Source organism: Streptomyces sp. NPDC104313 (genome assembly GCF_055583985.1).
Genome location: NZ_JBVJMW010000003.1, coordinates 671,590 through 690,815 on the forward strand (window position 1 = coordinate 671,590; position 19,226 = coordinate 690,815).

14 protein-coding genes and 1 riboswitch are annotated in these 19,226 nt (G+C 72.3%); of the genes, 8 read left to right on the plus strand and 6 right to left on the minus strand.

Annotation, left to right across the window (positions count from 1 at the left end; translation table 11 throughout):
- Positions 1 to 131 precede the first annotated feature (131 nt).
- Both ACZ60Q_RS10240 and ACZ60Q_RS10245 read right to left on the minus strand, forming a co-directional pair.
- Complete coding sequence (locus ACZ60Q_RS10240) at positions 132 to 776, minus strand: LuxR C-terminal-related transcriptional regulator (RefSeq protein ID WP_469631078.1); 645 nt, start codon at positions 774 to 776, stop codon at positions 132 to 134.
- Positions 776 to 2,323 (minus strand): sensor histidine kinase, encoded by a 1,548-nt coding sequence (locus tag ACZ60Q_RS10245; RefSeq protein WP_469631081.1) that lies wholly within the window; start codon positions 2,321 to 2,323, stop codon positions 776 to 778. Before ACZ60Q_RS10245 ends, ACZ60Q_RS10240 begins: the two co-directional genes overlap by 1 nt.
- Before the next feature lie 126 nt (positions 2,324 to 2,449).
- Here ACZ60Q_RS10245 and ACZ60Q_RS10250 point away from each other — a divergent pair, with 126 nt between their 5' ends.
- The 3 genes from ACZ60Q_RS10250 to otsB all read left to right on the plus strand — a co-directional run bounded on the left by ACZ60Q_RS10250 (position 2,450) and on the right by otsB (position 6,839).
- Complete coding sequence (locus tag ACZ60Q_RS10250) at positions 2,450 to 3,247, plus strand: ABC transporter ATP-binding protein (RefSeq protein ID WP_469631084.1); 798 nt, start codon at positions 2,450 to 2,452, stop codon at positions 3,245 to 3,247.
- Positions 3,241 to 5,838, plus strand: a complete 2,598-nt coding sequence (locus ACZ60Q_RS10255; RefSeq protein ID WP_469631087.1) for an ABC transporter permease — start codon at positions 3,241 to 3,243, stop codon at positions 5,836 to 5,838. Before ACZ60Q_RS10250 ends, ACZ60Q_RS10255 begins: the two co-directional genes overlap by 7 nt.
- A 149-nt stretch (positions 5,839 to 5,987) precedes the next feature.
- The gene (gene otsB, locus ACZ60Q_RS10260; RefSeq protein ID WP_469631090.1) at positions 5,988 to 6,839 is read left to right on the plus strand and encodes a trehalose-phosphatase; all 852 of its coding nucleotides are present in this window, start codon (positions 5,988 to 5,990) and stop codon (positions 6,837 to 6,839) included.
- Positions 6,840 to 6,967: 128 nt separating this feature from the next.
- On the opposite strand, the gene ACZ60Q_RS10265 is transcribed toward otsB, so the two are convergent.
- Positions 6,968 to 8,368, minus strand: a complete 1,401-nt coding sequence (locus ACZ60Q_RS10265; protein ID WP_469631093.1) for an alpha,alpha-trehalose-phosphate synthase (UDP-forming) — start codon at positions 8,366 to 8,368, stop codon at positions 6,968 to 6,970.
- A 121-nt stretch (positions 8,369 to 8,489) separates the two neighbouring features.
- Complete coding sequence (locus ACZ60Q_RS10270; protein WP_469631327.1) at positions 8,490 to 9,440, minus strand: glucosyl-3-phosphoglycerate synthase; 951 nt, start codon at positions 9,438 to 9,440, stop codon at positions 8,490 to 8,492.
- A gap of 154 nt (positions 9,441 to 9,594) precedes the next feature.
- A riboswitch (SAM riboswitch) is annotated at positions 9,595 to 9,722 on the plus strand.
- A 19-nt stretch (positions 9,723 to 9,741) separates the two neighbouring features.
- On the opposite strand from ACZ60Q_RS10270, the gene thrC reads away from it, so the two are divergent.
- The 5 genes from thrC to ACZ60Q_RS10295 all read left to right on the plus strand — a co-directional run bounded on the left by thrC (position 9,742) and on the right by ACZ60Q_RS10295 (position 16,235).
- Positions 9,742 to 11,043 carry a threonine synthase gene (thrC, locus tag ACZ60Q_RS10275; protein ID WP_469631096.1) on the plus strand — a complete coding sequence of 434 codons (1,302 nt, stop codon included), beginning with the start codon at positions 9,742 to 9,744 and terminating at the stop codon, positions 11,041 to 11,043.
- Positions 11,044 to 11,071: 28 nt separating this feature from the next.
- On the plus strand, positions 11,072 to 11,350 hold the full coding sequence (locus ACZ60Q_RS10280) for a MoaD/ThiS family protein (protein ID WP_469631099.1): 279 nt from the start codon (positions 11,072 to 11,074) through the stop codon (positions 11,348 to 11,350).
- Positions 11,351 to 11,791: 441 nt separating this feature from the next.
- A complete protein-coding gene (locus ACZ60Q_RS10285) occupies positions 11,792 to 11,998 on the plus strand; it encodes a cold-shock protein (RefSeq protein ID WP_469631102.1) in 207 nt (68 codons plus the stop codon).
- Between the two features lie 429 nt (positions 11,999 to 12,427).
- Positions 12,428 to 14,050, plus strand: coding sequence for a chaperonin GroEL (gene groL / locus ACZ60Q_RS10290; protein WP_018958808.1), 1,623 nt, complete (start codon positions 12,428 to 12,430; stop codon positions 14,048 to 14,050).
- A 211-nt stretch (positions 14,051 to 14,261) separates the two neighbouring features.
- Positions 14,262 to 16,235, plus strand: coding sequence for an ABC transporter ATP-binding protein (locus tag ACZ60Q_RS10295; protein ID WP_469631106.1), 1,974 nt, complete (start codon positions 14,262 to 14,264; stop codon positions 16,233 to 16,235).
- 86 nt (positions 16,236 to 16,321) lie between these two features.
- Here ACZ60Q_RS10295 and ACZ60Q_RS10300 read toward each other — a convergent pair whose 3' ends face one another.
- Complete coding sequence (locus tag ACZ60Q_RS10300) at positions 16,322 to 17,140, minus strand: hypothetical protein (RefSeq protein WP_469631109.1); 819 nt, start codon at positions 17,138 to 17,140, stop codon at positions 16,322 to 16,324.
- A 372-nt stretch (positions 17,141 to 17,512) separates the two neighbouring features.
- Complete coding sequence (locus ACZ60Q_RS10305) at positions 17,513 to 19,216, minus strand: glycosyltransferase family 39 protein (protein ID WP_469631112.1); 1,704 nt, start codon at positions 19,214 to 19,216, stop codon at positions 17,513 to 17,515.
- Positions 19,217 to 19,226 lie beyond the last annotated feature (10 nt).

The following is a 19,226-nucleotide window of genomic DNA, read 5'->3' on the forward strand; positions in this document are numbered from 1 at the left end:
GAATGGCTGTCAAGCCCGGGTGGTCGCCGGGTGGTCGCCGGAGGCGGGACAGGCGGGACAGGTGGGTCGGGTGGGGTGGGGCGCGGGAGTCGGTGGAAGCCTTCTTGGGAGGCCGAGGCGGGGCGGTCGGCTCAGCCGCGCAGGAACGCCAGGACCGCGAGCACCCGGCGGTTGGTGGCGTCCGAGACGTCGAGGTCGAGCTTGGTGAGGATCGACCCGAAGTGCTTGCTGACCGTGCCCTCGCCGACGTGCAGGGCCTCGGCGACGGACGCGTTGGACCTGCCCTCCGCCATCAGCGCGAGCACTTCCACCTCGCGGGCGGTGAGCCGGGCGAGCGGGTCGCGGCGGCGCCGGATCAACTGCCGTACGACCTCGGGGTCCACCACCGTGGCGCCCTCGGAGACCCGGCGCAGCGCGTCGGCGAACTCCTCGACGTGGCCGATGCGCTCCTTGAGCAGATAGCCCACCCCCGTACCGTCCGAGGCGTCCAGCAGGTCCTCGGCGTAGGTGCGCTGAACGTACTGGCTGAGCACCAGCACCGGCAGCCCCGGCAGCCTCTCGCGCAGTGCGACCGCGGCCCGCAGGCCCTCGTCCGAGAAGCCGGGCGGCATCCGGACATCGGTCACCACGATGTCCGGGCGATGCTCCAGGGCGGCGGCCGTCAGCTCGTCGGCGGTGCCCACCGCGGCGAGGACCCGGTGCCCGAAGCGCTCCAGCAGGCCGACCAGGCCCTCGCGCAGGAGCACACTGTCCTCGGCCAGTACGACGCGCAGCATCAGGTCCTCGATCGGGCGGGCGGGCAGGGAACCTCCAGCCGGAACACCGTCGGCCCCCCGGGCGGACTGGACAGTAGCAGGGTCCCGCCCAGCACCGAGAGGCGATCGGCGACGCCCTGAAGGCCCGTCCCGCCCCCGCTCCCGTTCGCCACCCCGTCCCTGTCTCCGTCGGCTGTCCGTCCCCCGCTCCCGTTCGCCACCCCGTCCCTGTCTCCGTCGGCTGTCCGTCCCCCGCTCCCGTTCGCCGTGCCGTCCCCGTCCCCGTTCGCCGGTCGTCCCCTGTTCCCGTTGGCCGTCCCGCCCAGGCGCGCGCCCCCGCGCCCGTCGTCCTCGACCTCCACCGTCAGCCACCTCCTCGTGGTCGCGCCGGTCACCGTCACGCGGCCCGCCCCGCTGTGCTTCGCCACGTTCGCCAAAGCCTCGCTGACCGCGAAGTAGACCGCGGTCTCGACGGCTTCGGGCAGCCGGTCCGGTACGGCCAGGAGCACCTCGGCCGGGATCGGCGAGCGGTCCGCCAGGTCCTCGACGGCGGCCTCCAGGCCCCGGTCGGTGAGGATATGGGGATGGATCCCGTGGATCAGCTCGCGGATCTCCACCAGCGCGACCGACGCCTCCTCGTGCGCCCGGTCCAGCAGTCCGCCCAGCGGTTCGGCGGGCCTCTCCAGCCGGGCGAGGCCCAGCGTCATGGAGAGGGCCACCAGCCGCTGCTGCGCCCCGTCGTGCAGGTCGCGTTCGATACGGCGGCGTTCCGCCTCGAAAGCGTCCACCAGCCGCGTCCGCGACCGGTCCAGCTCCGCGATCCGGGAGTCGAGTGCGGAGTCCGGCGGGGAGAGCAGCGCCCGGGTCAGTACGGCCCTGCCCCGGGCCACCACCTCCAGCGGCCAGGTCAGCAACGGCAGCAGCACCACCCCCGCCAGCAGCACCGCGAACGCCTCCGGCCAGGAGTCGGCGAGCCAGAGCTTCAGGACGCGCGCCTCCCCGTCCCCGCCCGCCGCCATCATCACCGGGGTTCCGATCAGCCCGCCGCACACCAGCAGAACGCTGCCGACGGCCAGCGCCTCCAGCGGCCACAGGACGAACGCGAAGAGCAGCGCGTACGCCAACTCCCGCCAGGTGCACCGCTCCTGGAGCCGGGTCCGCAGCCAGGAGGCAAGGCCCGGCTCGGGCGGTTCGCGGTGGGGATCGAGGAGGGGCGCCGGGTCGATCAGCCGGAGCCTGCGCCGCTCCAGCGCGGCCAGCGGAATCCCGGCGAGGACGAGCGTCAGCAGCAGCGGCACGCCGATGACGAGGACGGTCAGCGCACTGCCCGCGACCGCCAGCAGGAGCAGCGCCACCAGTGTCGCGACGCCGAGGGGCACGCTGGTCAGGAGGTAGAGCGCGGCACGCCACGGCCGGCCGCCGAGGAGCCGCCGGGACAGGGCTCGGGGGAGGGACCGGGGCAGGGATCGGGACAGGGACCGGGGAGGAGTCTGGAGGGTGGCCGGTGGGAGGGGCGGCCGGGGTTCCGGGGACGCGGGCGGCGGGCTGGGGGAGAGCATGCCGGGCACGCTACGAGAGGGTCCCCCCGGGCGGCCACCCTCTTCTCTGCCACGGGGATGGTGGAGCTGGCTCCACCATGGGAGCCCCCTCTCGCTGCGATGTGCCGTGCGAGCGCCGCCGGTTGAGTGGAGCTCATGAATCCAGCAGCAAGCGCCGGTCAGGTACCGGCCGTTCGGCTCCGGTCCGTGACCCGTTCCTATGGCCGTGGCGGCAGCACGGTGAAAGCGCTCGACGATGTCAGCCTGACCATTCCCCGCGGCACGTTCACCGCTGTCATGGGGCCCTCCGGCTCCGGAAAGTCGACGCTCCTGCACTGCGTCGCGGGCCTGGACCGGCCGACCGGCGGCCGGGTGCTGCTCGGCGAGACCGATCTGACCGGGCTGAGCGAGGCCCGGCTGACCCGACTGCGCCGGGGGCGGATCGGCTTCGTCTTCCAGTCGTTCAACCTGCTGCCCTCCCTGACCGCCGCGCAGAACGTGTCGCTGCCCCTGAGGCTCGCCGGCCGACGGCCGCGCAAGGCCGAGGTGCTCCACGCGCTGGACCAGGTCGGGCTGAGCGACCGGGGCGGCCACCGGCCCGGCGAGCTCTCCGGAGGCCAGCAGCAGCGGGTGGCGATCGCCCGCGCCCTGGTGACCGGGCCCGAGGTGCTCTTCGGCGACGAACCGACCGGGGCTTTGGACTCCACCGCCGGGCGCGTGGTGCTCGGCCTGCTGCGTGCGATGACCGACGAGGGGCGCACCGTGATCATGGTGACCCACGACCCGGTCGCCGCCTCCTTCGCCGACCGGGTGGTCTTCCTCGCCGACGGCCGTATCCGGGACGAGTTGGACGCGCCCTCTGCGGAGCGGGTCGCGGCCCGGATGGCAGCGGGCGCCGCTTCGGCTGCCCCGGCTCGCCCTGCGTCCGCTTCCCCGGAGGTGGTCTCGTGCTGACGCTGGCACTGTGCGGGCTGCGCACACGCTGGGTCACCTTCGTCGGGTCCTTCGTCGCCCTCGCCCTGGGCGTGGGCCTGATCGCGGCCACCGGACTCGCCCTCGCCGCGACGTTCGACGCCCCGGAGCGCGGACCCGAACGGTTCGGCGCCGCCCCCGTCGTCGTCCGGGCCGCCGATCGCCTCCGTATCGACACCCCGACCGGGACCCGGAGCAAGCCGCTCGACCGCCCCGGACCGGTCCGCCCGCGGATCGCCGACCGACTGGCCGCCCTCGGCCGCACGGTGGAGGACCGGACGTTCCCGGCGGACGTCACGGTTCCTCGTACCGGCCCTGACGGCGAGGAGCCTCGTACCGCCCAGGAGCCTCGTACCGGCCAAGGCGCCGAGGAGTCGCTTACCGGTCCCGATGCCGAGGAGTCGCGTACCGGCCAGGGAGCCGGGGTCCGCGTCGGGCACCCGTGGCCGGTCGCGGCCGCGACCCCGTACCGTCTCACCTCGGGCCGGGCCCCCGCCGCCCCCGGCGAGGTCGTCGTCACCACGGGGTCCGGCGGCGCCCCGCTCCGTACCGGTGACCGCGTCCGGGTCCGCACCCCGGCCGGGAACGACACCCGGACCGTCGTCGGCACCGTGGCCGGCCGGGGCTTCGAGGACGCCGTCTTCTTCACCGACGACGAGGCCGCCCGGATCTCACCGGACATCGACGCCCTCGTGGTGCACGCCGACGCCACCGCCGTACGCGGGGCGCTCGGGCCGGACAGCGGCATGGACGTCCTCACCGGCCACGACCGCCGCCGCGCCGACCCGGACCCGGACCGCGACGCCCAGGCCCTGGTCTCCGTCAACGCCCTGCTCGGGACCGCCGCGGGCATCACCCTGTTCGTCTCCGCCGCCGTCGTGGCCTCGACGTTCTCGTTCGCCGTGGCCGGGCGGCGGCGGGAGTTCGGCCTGCTGCGAACGGCCGGTGCGACGCCCGGCCAGATCCGCCGTACGGTGTGCGCCGAAGCGGTCGTCGTCGGCCTCCTCGCCTCGGCCGCGGGCGTGTGGCTCGGAGCCAGGTGCGCGCCCCTGCTCGTCGGCCGGATGGTCGAGGGAGGTCTCGCACCGCCCTGGTTCGCCCTCGGCGACGCCTCCTGGCCGCTGCACACCGCGTTCTGGACCGGGGTGTTCGTCGCCACGGCCGGGGCGCTCGTCTCCTGCCACCGGGCCGGGCGGACCGCTCCGACCGAGGCGCTGCGCGAGGCGGCCGTCGACAGCCGGGTCATGCCGGCGAGCCGCTGGGTGGCCGCTGTCCTGGTCCTGCTCGCCGGACTGGGCCTGCCCGCACTGGCGTTGGCCGTCGACCCCGGCGACCTGCTGGGCCGCAAGTCCTACGTCACCCGGCCCATGCTCCTCGTCGTCGGCTGCGCCCTCCTGGCCCCCGTCCTGGTGCGCCCCGTCGGCCGGCTGCTGACCTGGCTGCCCGCGCGGCTGCCCGGCGCCACCGGCCTGCTCGTCCGGGAGAACACCACCGCCGGGGTGCGCAGGACCGCGGCCGTCGCCGCCCCCGTCCTCATCACCGTCGCCCTCGCCGCCACCCTGACGGGCACCGTCGCCACCCTGGAGGAGGCCAGGGCCACCGAGGTGAGCACCGCCACGACCGCCGACTTCGTGGTGACGCCGGGGCAGGAGGGCCGGCCGCTGGCACCCGCCTTCGTGCAGCGGGCGCGGGCCGTCGAGGGGGCCGTGGTCAGCGTCTCGCGGTCCACGGCCGTCACCGTCCTCGAAGAGGACACGGCCCTCGTCACCTCCGAGGCGCGCGCGGTCGACCCCGCCCGGCTGGCCGCCGTGTCGGAGCTGCCGGTGACGGCGGGCCGGCTCGCCGATCTCGACGACGGCACGATCGTCGTCAACGAGGAGTGGCTGACCACGCGGGTCGGCGACCGGGTGACCGTCTGGCTGGGCGACGGCCGTAGGGCCTCGCTGCGGATCGCCGCCGTCCTGGCGACCGGAACGGGCGACAACGGCGTGTACGTCACCCGGCGCAACTCCGGGGGCGCGGACGTCGACCGGATCGATGTCAAGGTGGCCGAGGGCGGTGACCGGCGGGCCGTCGCCGCCGCGCTGCGTACCGCAGGGGACGCCACCGGCACGCTGGTGACGACCCGTGCCGAATGGCTGGCCGCGAACGGCCCGCGTACGAACGACTCCACCAGGACCGGGCTCCGGATGATTCTCGGCATCGCCCTTCTCTGCACGGCGACGGCCTTGGCCAACACCCTGGTCATGGCCACCTCCGACCGGGTCCGCGATCTCGCCGTGCTCCGTCTCGCCGGAGCCACCGCCCCTCAGATCCTGCGGCTCGTCGCAGCCGAGGCGGTGGCGGCGGTCGGGGTGGGCGCCGTGCTCGGGGGCGTGGTCGCGGCGGTGAACCTGCTGGTGGTGTGGTGCGCGCTGGCACTGCTGGGCGTCCCGTCCGCCGTCGTCGTGCCGTGGGGAACGCTCGGCCTCGTCGTCGCGGCCGCCGCGCTCCTGGCCGCAGTCTCCGCCGCCCTGCCGGCCTCGTTCGCCCTGCGGACCCGGCCGGTCGAACTCGCGGGTGCCCGTGAGTAGTCGTCGCCGGCCCCGCGATCCGGGTCGATCAACACGCTTGATCAACCGGCCGGCAGTCGTCCCGGGGCACTGCACGAGTTCGGCGTCGGCCCCGCGGATACTGGTGATCAGCACTCGTGATCAACCGGCCCAGGGCATAGGCTCGCCCCATGGGCAGTCACTCCGCACATCTGCCGAACCCGACCACCCCGGCCGGACGCGAGGGGCTCGACGCCGTACTCGCCCGGCCCGACCGCGCGGTCGTCGCCCTCGACTTCGACGGCACGCTCGCCGAGATCGTCCCGGACCCCGAGCAGGCCCGCGCCCACCCCGGCACGGTGGCTGCGCTCGCCGCGCTCGCGCCGAAGGTCGCCGCCGTCGCCGTGATCACCGGCCGCCCGGCGGGCCTCGCGGTGCGCTACGGAGGCTTCGCGGGTGTCCCCGGACTGGAGCACCTCGTCGTGCTCGGACACTACGGCGCCGAACGCTGGGACGCCGTGACCGGCACCGTCAACACCCGTGCCCCGCACCCCGGGGTCGCCGCCGCACGGGCCGAACTCCCCCGGGTGCTGCACGAGTTCGACTCCGCGAACGGCGCCTGGATCGAGGAGAAGGGGCAGGCCTTCGCTGTCCACACCCGGCGCGCGCAGGATCCGCAGGCGACCTTCGAGACCCTGCGCGGCCCCCTCGGCGAGCTGGCCGCGAAACACGGGCTGATCGTCGAACCGGGACGTCTGGTACTGGAGTTGCGCCCGGCCGGCATGGACAAGGGCGTAGCGCTCGCCATGTTCGTCGCGGAGCTGGACGCCGAGTCCGTGATCTACGCGGGCGACGACCTCGGGGACCTCGCCGCGTTCGCCGCGGTGGAGAAGCTGCGGACCGAGGGCCCGGACGGCGTCCCCGGCCTCCTGGTGTGCAGCGGCAGCGCCGAGGTGCCCGAACTGGCCGAAAGAGCGGACCTGTCGGTGCCGGGCCCGGCCGCCGTGGTGGACTTCCTGGCGGCGCTGGCGGAGCGGCTGTAGCCGAGGCGCCCGGCGGAACGCCGCCGGGCGCCTCGGGCCGGTGTACGGCCCCCGGGTGCCCGGCCGTCGGCTGAGCCCGACGCGAGGTCCCACCGGCAGGGGAAGCCCCGGCGCGCGGCCCCGTGCGCTCACCCCTGCCGCAGCGCCTCCAGCTGGTCCAGGAACCACTGCTGGGGCGGTAGCGCGGTCGCCGCCCCGGCCAGCCGCTTCGTGCGTCCCGCCCGCTCGTCGCCGCTCATCGTCAGGGCCTCGTGCAGGGCCTCGGCCGTGCCCGTCACGTCGTACGGGTTCACCACGATCGCGTCCTCGCCCAGCTCCTCGTACGCCCCCGCCTCCCGTGACAGCACGAGCGCGCAGCCGTGGTCGGAGACGACGGGGATCTCCTTGGCGACCAGGTTCATCCCGTCGCGGATCGGGTTGACCAGGGCCACGTCCGCCAGCCGGTACGCGGCCAGCGAGCGGGCGAAGTCGTCCTTGACGTGGAGGACGACCGGTGTCCAACTCTCCGTTCCGTAGACCCCGTTGATCTCCGTGGCGAGGGTCTGTACCGCCGCCGTGTAGTCCCGGTAGACGGCGAGGTCCTGCCGGGAGGGGTAGGCGAAGGCGATGTGCACGACGCGCTCGCGCCACTCGGGGTGGGCGTCCAGCAGGGCCCGGTACGCGTGCAGGCCGCGCACGATGTTCTTGGACAGCTCGGTGCGGTCCACCCGGACGATGGTCTTCCGGCCCTCGCCCACCTGCTCCCGCAGCGCCACCATCCGCTCGTCCACATCGGCCTCGTGCGAGCGCCGGCGCAGGAAGTCCGCGTCCGCCCCGAGGCCGTGCACCCCGATCCTGGTCCGGCCCGTCCCGCCGAGGATCTCCGTGCAGCAGCCGATGAACGCGTCCGCCCAGCGCCGGGTCAGGAACGCGGCCCGGTCCGCGCCGAGGATGCCGCGCAGCAACTGCTCCGCGATGTCGTCGGGCAGCAGCCGGAAGTAGTCGACGGGCGCCCACGGGGTGTGCGAGAAGTGGCCGATCCTGAGGTCCGGGCGCAGCTCACGGAGGATGCCGGGGACCAGGGCCAGGTGGTAGTCCTGGACGAGGACCGACGCCCCGGGGCCCGCCTCCTCGGCGAGCGCCCGGGCGAAGGCCCGGTTGTACGTCTCGTACGAGGCCCACTGACGGCGGAACTCCGCGTCGAAGACCGGCTCGAGTGGCGTCTGGTAGAGCAGATGGTGGACGAACCACAGCACCGAGTTGGCGATGCCGTTGTACGCGTCGGCGTGGACCTCGGCGTCGATGTCGAGCATCCGCACGCCCGGCTCCCCGACCCCCCGCCGCACCGCCTCGCGGTCCCCGTCGCCGAGGGCCGCGCACACCCACAGCTTGTCGTCGACGGCGCTCAGCCCGGAGACGAGACCTCCGCCGCCGCGCTTGGCGTCGAGCGTCCCGTCCTCGCCGAGCGTGTACGAGACCGGGCCGCGGTTGGACGCGACGAGGACCTGGGCGGTGGAGGCGGCTGCGGGTTCGGCGTGCTCGGAGACCATGTAGCGGAACCTAGCCCGTTCGGGAAGCCTCCAAACGCCTCCCGGACCTCCTGGACCGCCTGACCCCCCCCGGATCTCCCGCCCCTCCCGCGGTGTGGTGCGCACCGGCCGTCCGCCACCCTCACGCCGCGTGGCGCTCCGCGTACTCCTCGATCTCCCGCATGGGCGGCCGTTCCTCGGTGTCCACCGCGTGGGTACGGGGCACGAAGCCGTCCTCGCCGCGCTCGAACTGGGTCAGCGCGGGCCGCACCAGATGGCCCCGGGAGAGCCGCAGTTGCGCCGTGCGGTAGATCGCCGCCGCCATCCGGCCCAGCGCCTGCCCGTCCTGGTGGCGGTGTCTGCGCACGCCTACGTCGACCTGGCCCAGGGCGTCCAGGCCCACCGTGTGCAGTGCGTCCACCAGCAGCCCCAGCTCGACTCCGTAACCGACCGGGAACGGCAGCCGCTCCAGCAGGGAGCGCCGCACCGCGTACTCGCCGCCCAGCGGCTGCACGAACCCGGCCAGCTGGGGCCAGTGCAGATTGAGCAGCGGACGTGCCACCAGCTCGGTGACCCGGCCACCCTGACCTGCGGTGTCGCCGAGCGGACGGTCGTACATCGCCTTGACGAACTGAACGGACGGGTCGGTGAGCAGCGGTCCGACCGTGCCCGAGACGAAGTCCGCGGAGAAGTCCTTGAGGTCGGCGTCGACGAAGCAGACGATCTCGCCGCTGGTCACCAGGAGTGACCGCCACAGCACCTCGCCCTTGCCGGGCAGGGCCGGGATCCGGGGCAGGATCGCGTCCCGGTGGACCACCCGGGCGCCCGCCGCCCGGGCCACGGCGGCGGTGGCGTCGGTGGAGCCGGAGTCGATCACCACGAGTTCGTCGACGAGCCGGACCTTCTCCATCAGCTCCCGGCGGATCGTCGCCACGATCGCGCCGACCGTGGCCTCCTCGTTCAGCGCGGGCAGCACCACGCTCACGGACGTGGCGCGCGGATCGGCGTTCCGGGCGTCGGTGAGCCGGTTCAGCGGGCGGTCGCCGGACGACCAGGAACGCCTGGTCAGCCAGCGTTCCACCTCTTCGAGCACGGTCGGCACTCCCTGTGTGTGATCCATCTCGCGGTTCGGACGACTATCTCAACGGTCCGGTGCTTCGGTTACAGTCTTGAACAACGCGTAGGGCCCTCGCATGTCGGGGTCGGACCGCACATAAACGCCTGGATCGAAGATCCAGCGCCATAGGAGCTCATCCAGAGGGACTGAGGGAACGGCCCGTTGAAGTCCCGGCAACCCTCCCGCCGACCGCGAGGTCACGGTGGGGAAGGTGCCAATTCCGTCTTGCGGCGAAATGCGTCGCAAGGAAGATGAGGAGAAAGGGACCTCCGCCATCATGGCTGTTCAGACCGTCGCAGGTAGCACCACTTCTTCCGCCCCGGCCGTTGATCTCGGTCCCGCCGCGGCGCTTTCCTGCCGCGAGTGCGGCGAGCGTTTCGAGCTCGGCCCCCTTTTCGCCTGTGCGTCCTGTTTCGGGCCGCTGGAAGTGGCCTACGACCTGCCCGCCGGCACCCCCGAGGAGCTGCGGAAGCGCATCGAGGCCGGCCCGAACAACATCTGGCGTTACGCCCCGCTGCTGCCGGTGCCCGCCGACGTCGCGGAGAAGCCCAACATCAACCCCGGCTTCACCAAGCTCGTCAAGGCCGACAACCTCGCCCGTGAGCTGGGCGTCACCGGCGGCCTGTACGTGAAGGACGACTCCGGCAACCCCACGCACTCCTTCAAGGACCGCGTCGTCGCCATCGCCGTCGAGGCGGCCCGCGCCTTCGGCTTCACCACCCTCTCCTGCTCCTCCACGGGCAACCTGGCCGGAGCCGTCGGCGCCGCCGCCGCCCGGGCCGGACTGCGCTCCTGCGTGTTCATCCCGCACGACCTGGAGCAGGGCAAGGTCGTCATGGCCGCGGTGTACGGCGGTGAACTGGTCGGCATCGAGGGCAACTACGACGACGTCAACCGCTTCTGCTCCGAGCTCATCGGCGACCCGCTCGGCGAGGGCTGGGGCTTCGTCAACGTCAACCTGCGCCCGTACTACGGCGAGGGCTCCAAGACGCTGGCGTACGAGATCTGCGAACAGCTCGGCTGGCGGCTGCCCGACCAGATCGTCATCCCGATCGCGTCCGGCTCCCAGCTCACGAAGATCGACAAGGGCTTCCAGGAGCTGATCAAGCTCGGCCTCGTCGAGGACCGGCCGTACAAGATCTTCGGCGCCCAGGCCGAGGGCTGCTCCCCGGTCTCCGCCGCCTTCAAGGCGGGCCACGACGTGGTGCGCCCGCAGAAGCCGGACACCATCGCCAAGTCGCTGGCCATCGGCAACCCGGCGGACGGCCCGTACGTCCTGGACATCGCCCGTCGCACCGGTGGCGCGGTGGAGGACGTGACCGACGAGCAGGTCGTCGACGCGATCAAGCTGCTGGCGCGCACCGAGGGCATCTTCGGCGAGACGGCGGGCGGCGTGACGCTCGGCGTGACGAAGAAGCTCATCGAGGCGGGCGTCATCGACCCGGCGCTCACCACCGTCGTCCTGAACACCGGCGACGGCCTCAAGACGCTGGACGCGGTCGCCGCGACCTCGCAGGCGACGGCGACCATCAAGCCGAGCCTGGACGCGTTCCGCGCCGCGGGCCTCGCCGCCAGTTGATCACCCGAGACTTCAGGAAGGCGCCACCATGAGTGTCAAGGTCCGCATCCCCACCATCCTCCGTACGTACACGGGCGGCCAGGCCGAGGTCCCGGCGGAGGGCGTCAAGCTCTCCGAGGTCATCGAGTCCCTGGAGAAGGACCACCCGGGCATCGCGGCCCGCGTCCTGGACGACCAGGGCAAGCTGCGCCGTTTCGTGAACGTGTACGTCAACGACGACGACGTGCGCTTCGAGGGCGGCCTGGACGCGGCCACGCCGGACGGCGCGGGCGTCTCGATCATCCCCGCGGTCGCCGGCGGCTGCTGAACCGTCAGGGCCGCTCCTCGGTGGCCCATCGCACCTCTGTGTGAACACCGTTGCCCCCTCCGCGAGAGAAGCGGAGGGGGCAATTCTGTATGGTTGAGCACGGTACAGTTGGGGAAGCCCCGTCCGCTGCCCGTGCCGCCCGCATATGAGAATGCGCCCGGTCCCGATAAGAAGCAGCCAAAGTACGTGAACCTCTTGCGGCATAAGTGCCCTTTGCCTGGCCCGACTTGCCCGTAAATCTCAGCAAACCCGCATATTCGCGTGTTCTTCTGTGCCCAGAATTCTCGTCCGATTGACCTGTTGCAGAGGGCAGTTGGACGGATACATTCGGCCGCGGTCGACGCGCTGCGGCGCCGCGCACCCTCTCCTGTCGGGGGTGAGTTCCGACCCGGGCCCGCGAAGTGCGGTCCCGTGCAAGGGCCAGTAATAGGGGAGTTAGGCATGGCTCAGGGCACCGTCAAGTGGTTCAACGCGGAGAAGGGGTACGGCTTCATCGCGGTCGACGGTGGTGCGGATGTTTTCGTCCACTACAGCGCGATCCAGATGGACGGGTACCGCACCCTCGAAGAGGGTCAGCGAGTTGAATTCGAGATCTCGCAGGGCCAGAAGGGGCCCCAGGCCGACATGGTCAAGTTCGCCGTCGGCTGAGCTCGGCGCGGTCGTCCGACGACACTACTCACGCACGCAGGGCCCGGCCCCCGGATCAGGGGATCGGGCCCTCCGTGCGTCCCGGCGCTCCCGTGCGTCCCGGCGCTCCCGCGCGGCCTCGTCGGCCCGTCGGCCTCGTCGCCTCGTCGGCCTTGTGAGAAGGCAGGTCGCCCGCCGTGTGCGATGGCCGCCGTTGTCCCTGTACCGGTGGGCGCCACTGTCCACATCCGGAGAGGGACGCTTGCACTCGCAGGGGTCGAGTGCTAATCATTGGCGTTAGCACTCTCCAGGTGAGAGTGACAGAAACTTGGACCGGGCCGGTGAGGCCCGCAGGCGCGGTGGGGCAAGGAACCACCACGCAGGCAGGCCGTCCGTCGCGGGCGCCTCTCGGTCCGGAGAATCCACCCCTGTCCGGGAGGACCACTTCACATGGCCAAGATCATCGCGTTCGACGAGGAGGCACGGCGCGGTCTCGAGCGCGGGATGAACCAGCTCGCCGACGCCGTCAAGGTCACCCTCGGCCCCAAGGGCCGTAACGTCGTCCTCGAGAAGAAGTGGGGCGCGCCCACGATCACCAACGATGGTGTTTCCATCGCCAAGGAGATCGAGCTCGAGGACCCGTACGAGAAGATCGGTGCGGAGCTGGTCAAGGAGGTCGCCAAGAAGACGGACGACGTCGCCGGCGACGGTACGACCACCGCCACCGTTCTGGCTCAGGCTCTCGTCCGCGAGGGTCTGCGCAACGTCGCCGCAGGCGCCAACCCGATGGCCCTCAAGCGGGGCATCGAGAAGGCCGTCGAGGCCGTCTCCGCCGCTCTGCTGGAGCAGGCCAAGGACGTGGAGACCAAGGAGCAGATCGCTTCGACCGCCTCCATCTCCGCCGCCGACACCGAGATCGGCGCCAAGATCGCCGAGGCGATGGACAAGGTCGGCAAGGAAGGCGTCATCACCGTCGAGGAGTCCCAGACCTTCGGTCTGGAGCTCGAGCTCACCGAGGGTATGCGCTTCGACAAGGGCTACATCTCGGCGTACTTCGCGACCGACATGGAGCGTATGGAGGCGTCGCTCGACGACCCGTACATCCTGATCGTCAACTCGAAGATCGCCAGCGTCAAGGACCTCATCCCGCTGCTGGAGAAGGTCATGCAGTCGGGCAAGCCCCTGCTGATCATCGCCGAGGACGTCGAGGGCGAGGCGCTCTCCACCCTGGTCGTCAACAAGATCAAGGGCACGTTCAAGTCCGTCGCCGTCAAGGCTCCGGGCTTCGGCGACCGCCGCAAGGCCATGCTCGCGGACATCGCCATCCTCACCGGTGGCACCGTGATCTCCGAGGAGGTCGGTCTCAAGCTGGAGAACGCCGGCCTGGACCTGCTCGGCCGTGCCCGCAAGGTCGTCATCACCAAGGACGAGACCACGATCGTCGACGGTGCCGGTGACAGCGACCAGGTTCAGGGTCGCGTCAACCAGATCCGTGCCGAGATCGAGAACTCCGACTCGGACTACGACCGCGAGAAGCTCCAGGAGCGTCTGGCGAAGCTGGCCGGCGGCGTGGCCGTCATCAAGGCCGGCGCCGCCACCGAGGTGGAGCTCAAGGAGCGCAAGCACCGCATCGAGGACGCGGTGCGCAACGCCAAGGCCGCCGTCGAGGAGGGCATCGTCGCCGGTGGTGGCGTGGCTCTGCTCCAGGCCTCGGCCGTCTTCGAGAAGCTCGACCTCACGGGTGACGAGGCGACCGGCGCCAACGCCGTGAAGCTCGCGCTGGAGGCCCCGCTCAAGCAGATCGCCGTCAACGGTGGTCTCGAGGGTGGCGTCGTCGTGGAGAAGGTCCGCAACCTGCCGATCGGTCACGGCCTCAACGCCGCGACCGGCGAGTACGTCGACATGATCGCCGAGGGCATTCTCGACCCGGCGAAGGTCACGCGCTCCGCTCTGCAGAACGCCGCGTCCATCGCCGCGCTCTTCCTCACCACCGAGGCCGTCATCGCCGACAAGCCCGAGAAGGCCGGCGCGGCCGCTCCGGGCGGCATGCCGGGCGGTGACATGGACTTCTGATCGGCCACGGAGGCTCCGGCCTCCGCCTGATCGAAGTCCGGCGTACGTCCCACCGGGGCGGTATCTCCTTCATGGAGGTGCCGCCCCTGTGGCGTTTCCCGGCGGTGGCCGGGCAACTGCCCCCGGATACGGTCGGGGAGGGGAGGCAGGTGGAACCGGCGGATCTGCGTCCCTTGAAGGTGGTGACAACAGACAGACGGAGGGGGTCCGGGTGAGCACGGTGGCGGGGACGACGGAGGCGGACGAGGGCCGAGGGCCTGAGGCGGCCGACGCGCTGCGCGCTCAGGAGGCCGCGCGCGGCGAGGACCCCGCCGGGGAGCCCGGGGAGGACCCCGCAGGGTCGCCCGCCGGGGAGCCCGGGGAACAGCCCCCAGGGACGACCGCCGGGGAGCGGCCCGCAGGGGATTCCGCCGGGGAGCGGCCCGCGGGAGATTCCGCCGAGGGAGAGCCGGGCGTGGGTCCCTCCCCTCTCCGCCTCCTCCTCTCCCGGGTCCGTCCGCACCGGGGCGTTCTCCTCCGCGCGGGCCTCCTCTCGCTCGCCGGGTCCGGGGCGGGCCTCGCGATGCCGCTGATGGCGAAGCACGCGGTCGACGCGTTCGCCGCCGACCGCTCGCCCGTCGGCCCGCTGGTCGTGCTCACCGCCCTCGTCCTGATCGGGGCCTGTCTCTCCGCGTACGGGCGCTATCTCATGGCCCGTACGGGAGAAGGTGTCGTCCTTCGCGCCCGCGACCGACTCGTCGGCCGGATCATGCGGTTGAAGGTCCCGGCGGTGGACCGGCTGACCCCCGGCGACCTCCAGTCACGCGTCACCAGCGACACGACGCTCCTGCGAACCGTCCTCTCCAGCGGCCTGGTCGAATCGTTCAACAGTGTGCTGATGCTGCTGGGGACGATCGGCTTCATGGCGTACATGGATCTGACGCTGCTCGGCGTGACGCTGGTGGTGATCGTCGGCATCGGGGCCGTGACGTCCCTGTTGATGCCGCGCATCCAGCGGGCCCAGCTCCGCGCCCAGGAGTCCGTGGGCGCGATGGGCGCGGCACTGGACCGGGTGCTCCAGGCGTTCCGCACCGTCAAGGCGAGCGGGGCGGAGGAGCGGGAGGCGGCGGCCGTCGCGGCGGCGGCCCGGCACGCGCACGACCGGGGTGTCTCGGTGGCGCGGTGGTCGTCGGTCTCCGACGTCACGATGGCGATGTCGATCCAGCTGGCGTTCCTGGCGGTGCTGGGCGTGGGCGGCGCACGGGTCGCTTCCGGCTCGCTGGAGATCTCGTCGCTGATCGCGTTCCTGCTCTACCTCTTCTATCTGATGGGCCCGATCGGCGGCCTGGTCGAGGGCTGGACGGGTTTGCAGAGCGGGCTCGCGGCGGTGCGCAGGATCGACGAGGTCGAGTCCCTGCCCGGCGAACCGGCGACGGGCTTCGGGGGCGTACCGCGAGAAGGCGCACCGCTCGGCGTCACCTTCCAGGACGTGACGTTCGGGTACGGGGACGAGCGGGCCCCCGCCCACAAGGGGGTGACGTTCGACGTTCCGACCGGCGGTCTGGTCGCCCTGGTGGGCCCGTCCGGGTCGGGCAAGTCGACGGTGTTCAGCCTGCTGGAGCGGTTCTACGACCATGACGGTGGCACCATCACCGTGGACGGCCGGGACATCCGGGACTGGCCACTGGCCGAGCTGCGGGGCTCGCTCGCGTACGTGGAACAGGATGCGCCGGTCCTGGCCGGGACGCTGCGGGAGAACCTCGTCTTCGCCGCCCCGGACGCGAAGGAGGAGGCGCTGGCGACCGCGGTGGCCCGGACCCGGCTGGACGCGTTGGTCGACCGGCTGCCGGACGGTCTGGACACGGCGGTCGGTCATCGCGGCGTCACCCTCTCCGGCGGCGAACGCCAGCGGATAGCCATCGCCCGGGCCCTGTTGCGCCGCCCTCGCCTGCTTCTCCTCGACGAGGTGACCTCGCAACTGGACGCGGTCAACGAGCGGGCGCTGCGCGACGTGATCCTCGAACTCGCCGAGCAGACCACGGTGCTGGTCATCGCGCACCGGCTCTCCACCGTCCGGCACGCGGACCGCATCGTGGTCCTGGAGGACGGCCGGGTCCGCACGGCGGGCACCCACGAGGAGCTGATCGCCGGGGACGACCTGTACCGCGAGCTGGCGACGACGCAGCTGGCGGCGGACGCGCGGTGAGGAGTCGGGCGGACCTCACCTCACCTCACCTTCCTTCTCCTTCCCTCCCTCGTGTGCTCTGTCCGGGCCGCCGGTGAGCCGCGCGGTCATCGGTAGGTTCTTTCGGACCGGGGGATCAGGCCCGCCCTGACGGCGTTCATCCGGTCGCGCACGCCGGGCGGCTGCACGGCTCCCGGCGGGCCGACGGGCGGCTCCGGGGACGGCCCCCGGCACGGCCGGCAGAGACCGCCGAGGAGGGCTTCCGGGCTGCCGGGGGCTCCGCAGTCACCGCACTCCAGGGTGCGCAGGACCGTACGGGGGCCGGGCAGGACCCGTTCCGGCGGCAGCTTGTCGAGCAGTCGTCGTTCGACGAGGCGGGCGGCGCAGTGGACGGGCGACGGCAGCCCGCCGGTGAGCGCGTGCAGCAGCTCCGCCTCCGTCGCACCCCGCGCGAACCACTCGCTGACCCGCGGTTCCAGGTGTACGCAGTCGGCGGCGGACAGCGTCAGCGCGGGGGCGGTCCGGCCGAGCGCCGCCAGCAGGATGAACGCCCGTGAACGGGTGGGCCGTTGGGGTTCGTCGGGCGGGGCGTCACCTCGGGTGTAGGTGTTCCACCAGTCGTCCTGGCGTGCGGTGCGGGAGAAGAAGGAGCGGGTCACCCAGAGCATGACCTCGTCGGTGATCACGCACTCGCTGCCGCGCCGCAGGTGCCCGGCGTCCTGGAGCCGGTTGAGGGTCGTGCGCAGGGCGCACTGGCCGTACGGGAGGTGTTTGGCCAGGGTCTTCACGGAGATGTCGGAGCCGTCGGGCAGCCGGTCGACGTAGGCGGCGACGGCGGCGTCGCGGGGGAGCAGGTGGGCGAAGTCCCGGTCGGTGCGGGGGCGTTCGCCGGGGGCGGAGCGCTTTCCGTAGCCGGGGTTGGCCATGGGGTGGGCACACGCGTAGGCGGCCTGCGCCTTCGGCGCCGGGCTCGCGTGGGCGGCCTCCGGGCCTGCGAGGAGGGCCGCGTGCGGGGCGCGGGGGGCATCACTAAACTGGCTCTCAGCCATGGGGATCGCTGCTTTCGATCTTTGTTGGTGAGACCCCTGTCGGTGTTGGAGCACCGGCGGGGGTCGTTCTTCTGTCTGGTCGTGGTCTTCCCGCACGCTAGAGCCTGGCGACCGTGCGTCGCAACTCGATCACAAACTGTCAACTTCGCAAGCAGGGTGGGTGGGTGGGACAACTGACCCATCCACCCCATCACTGTTAAGAGCGCTCGGAACTCGCGGCTTGAGCCCCGGGAGGCGCGTGCTCCGTACTCAGCAGTCTCCCGGCCGGGCGTACAGGGTGATCTGCGCACGGGTGACCCTCGTCGTTCCGCACACCTCGAACGACGCGCGCAACACGGCCAGTTTCGCGGCCTCGCCACCGGTGAGGTCCCGGGGCTCCCCGAGCGTGTCCCGTACCACGACGACGCGTCGGGCACCCAGCAGGCGCGCACGGATCTCGGAGGGCGGCACCTCCGTGCCGAAGAGCGTGCCCGAATCGGCGGGGGAGGCCGCCAGCGCGAGGTCGTCGAGATGCGCGTACGCGCCCGGAGTCGCGAGGGCCCAGGCGCGGCGGGCGGGCAGGAAGACCAGGCCGTCGCCCGGTGCTCCGGTCGCTTTCACGGCGCGGGCCACCGCCGTCACGTCGTCCGACCGGCTCTCCGGGGTACGCAGGTGGTGCCCGGGGGTCAGCAGGGCCGCGGTTGCGGCCACGAGCGATACGACCGCGACCGTCCTGCGGGCCGGGAGCCGGTCCAGGGCCGCCCCGGCGAGGAGGGCGAGACCGATCGATCCGAAGAGGACGTACCGGTCGACGTACAGGGGGCGCAGAAGCGAGAGCAGGAGGAGAAGCCCGGCCGGAAGAACGAGCAGCGGGAGGGCGAGCGCGGGCAGTCCCACAGGCCTGTCGACCACCCGGCCGCCACCTTCACCTCCTCCGTCACCGCCTCCTCCGTCGCCTCTTCCGTCACCTCCGCCTCCGTCACCTCCTCCTCCGTCACCACCGCCTTCACCGCCGAACCGGCAGACGAGAGCAAGGGCGACTCCCAGTGACGCCGTACCGACGAAGGCGAGATGGTCGGACGCGTTCGGAGCGCCGATCCAGCTGACCTGCCCGGACTGCGTCGCACTGAAGAGAGCGAGAGGGGTCAGGCCGGCCACCACAGCGGTGGCTGTCAGGCCCCAGGGGCGGAGCGCCCTCCTGGAGAGCGCCACGGTGACGCCATGGGCCACCAGCCCGAGAACGGCGAACTCGTGCAGGAGGCAGGCCGTCAGCATCACGGCCCCGTACCCCGCCCAGCGCCCGCGGCCTCCGCCGTCGAGCGCGTTCAGCAGCATCCAGGTGCCCCACGTCATCAACGCACAGACCAAGGCGTAGGAGCGGCCCTCCTGGGCGTGGCGCTGTATGGAGGGCAGAAACGGCAGGACGAGCCCGGCCAGCAGCCCCGCGCGCGGTCCTACCAAGCGCCGGCCGAGCAGGCCGACCCCGGCCGCCGCCGCGGCGACGGCGAGAACAGAGGGAAGGCGGAGGGCGACCGGGCCGCCCTCCCAGAAGGCGAACACGGCGTGCATGAGGAAGTAGTGGAGGCCGTGCACGACATCGGCCTCCGCCAGCAGACGCCAGATGTCCGACGTGCTCCGGTGGGCCACTTCGTAGGTGACGGCCTCGTCGCTCCACAGGGAGTTCTGCCGCCGGATGCCCCAGAGCCCGACGGCCAGTGCTGTCGCGGCGGGCGCGAGGACGTACGCCGTGGGCCGGTGGGCGGACCGGCCTGCCGCGGTGGGAGGCCCCGGACGCGAGACGAGGGCGGGTGAGGGTGAGGGCGGGAGGGCGGGTGCGGATGAGGGGGCGGGTGCGGGTGTGATGGTCGGCTCCGGTGGCGGGTCGGGAGGGGACGGACGACGTACGCACCTGACTCCAGCCACCGGCGTGTTGATGGTCAGCCCGATCCCGCCGGACCAATCAATTACGCTCACGGCAGGGGGA

What these genes read in the sequence shown, in the direction of transcription:
- ACZ60Q_RS10240 (WP_469631078.1), bottom strand. Translation starts at nt 776, where the DNA reads ATGCTGCGCGTCGTACTGGCCGAGGACAGTGTGCTCCTGCGCGAGGGC.
- ACZ60Q_RS10250 (WP_469631084.1), top strand. Translation starts at nt 2,450, where the DNA reads ATGAATCCAGCAGCAAGCGCCGGTCAGGTACCGGCCGTTCGGCTCCGG.
- otsB (WP_469631090.1), top strand. Translation starts at nt 5,988, where the DNA reads ATGGGCAGTCACTCCGCACATCTGCCGAACCCGACCACCCCGGCCGGA.
- ACZ60Q_RS10265 (WP_469631093.1), bottom strand. Translation starts at nt 8,368, where the DNA reads ATGGTCTCCGAGCACGCCGAACCCGCAGCCGCCTCCACCGCCCAGGTC.
- thrC (WP_469631096.1), top strand. Translation starts at nt 9,742, where the DNA reads ATGGCTGTTCAGACCGTCGCAGGTAGCACCACTTCTTCCGCCCCGGCC.
- ACZ60Q_RS10280 (WP_469631099.1), top strand. Translation starts at nt 11,072, where the DNA reads ATGAGTGTCAAGGTCCGCATCCCCACCATCCTCCGTACGTACACGGGC.
- ACZ60Q_RS10285 (WP_469631102.1), top strand. Translation starts at nt 11,792, where the DNA reads ATGGCTCAGGGCACCGTCAAGTGGTTCAACGCGGAGAAGGGGTACGGC.
- groL (WP_018958808.1), top strand. Translation starts at nt 12,428, where the DNA reads ATGGCCAAGATCATCGCGTTCGACGAGGAGGCACGGCGCGGTCTCGAG.
- ACZ60Q_RS10300 (WP_469631109.1), bottom strand. Translation starts at nt 17,140, where the DNA reads ATGGCCAACCCCGGCTACGGAAAGCGCTCCGCCCCCGGCGAACGCCCC.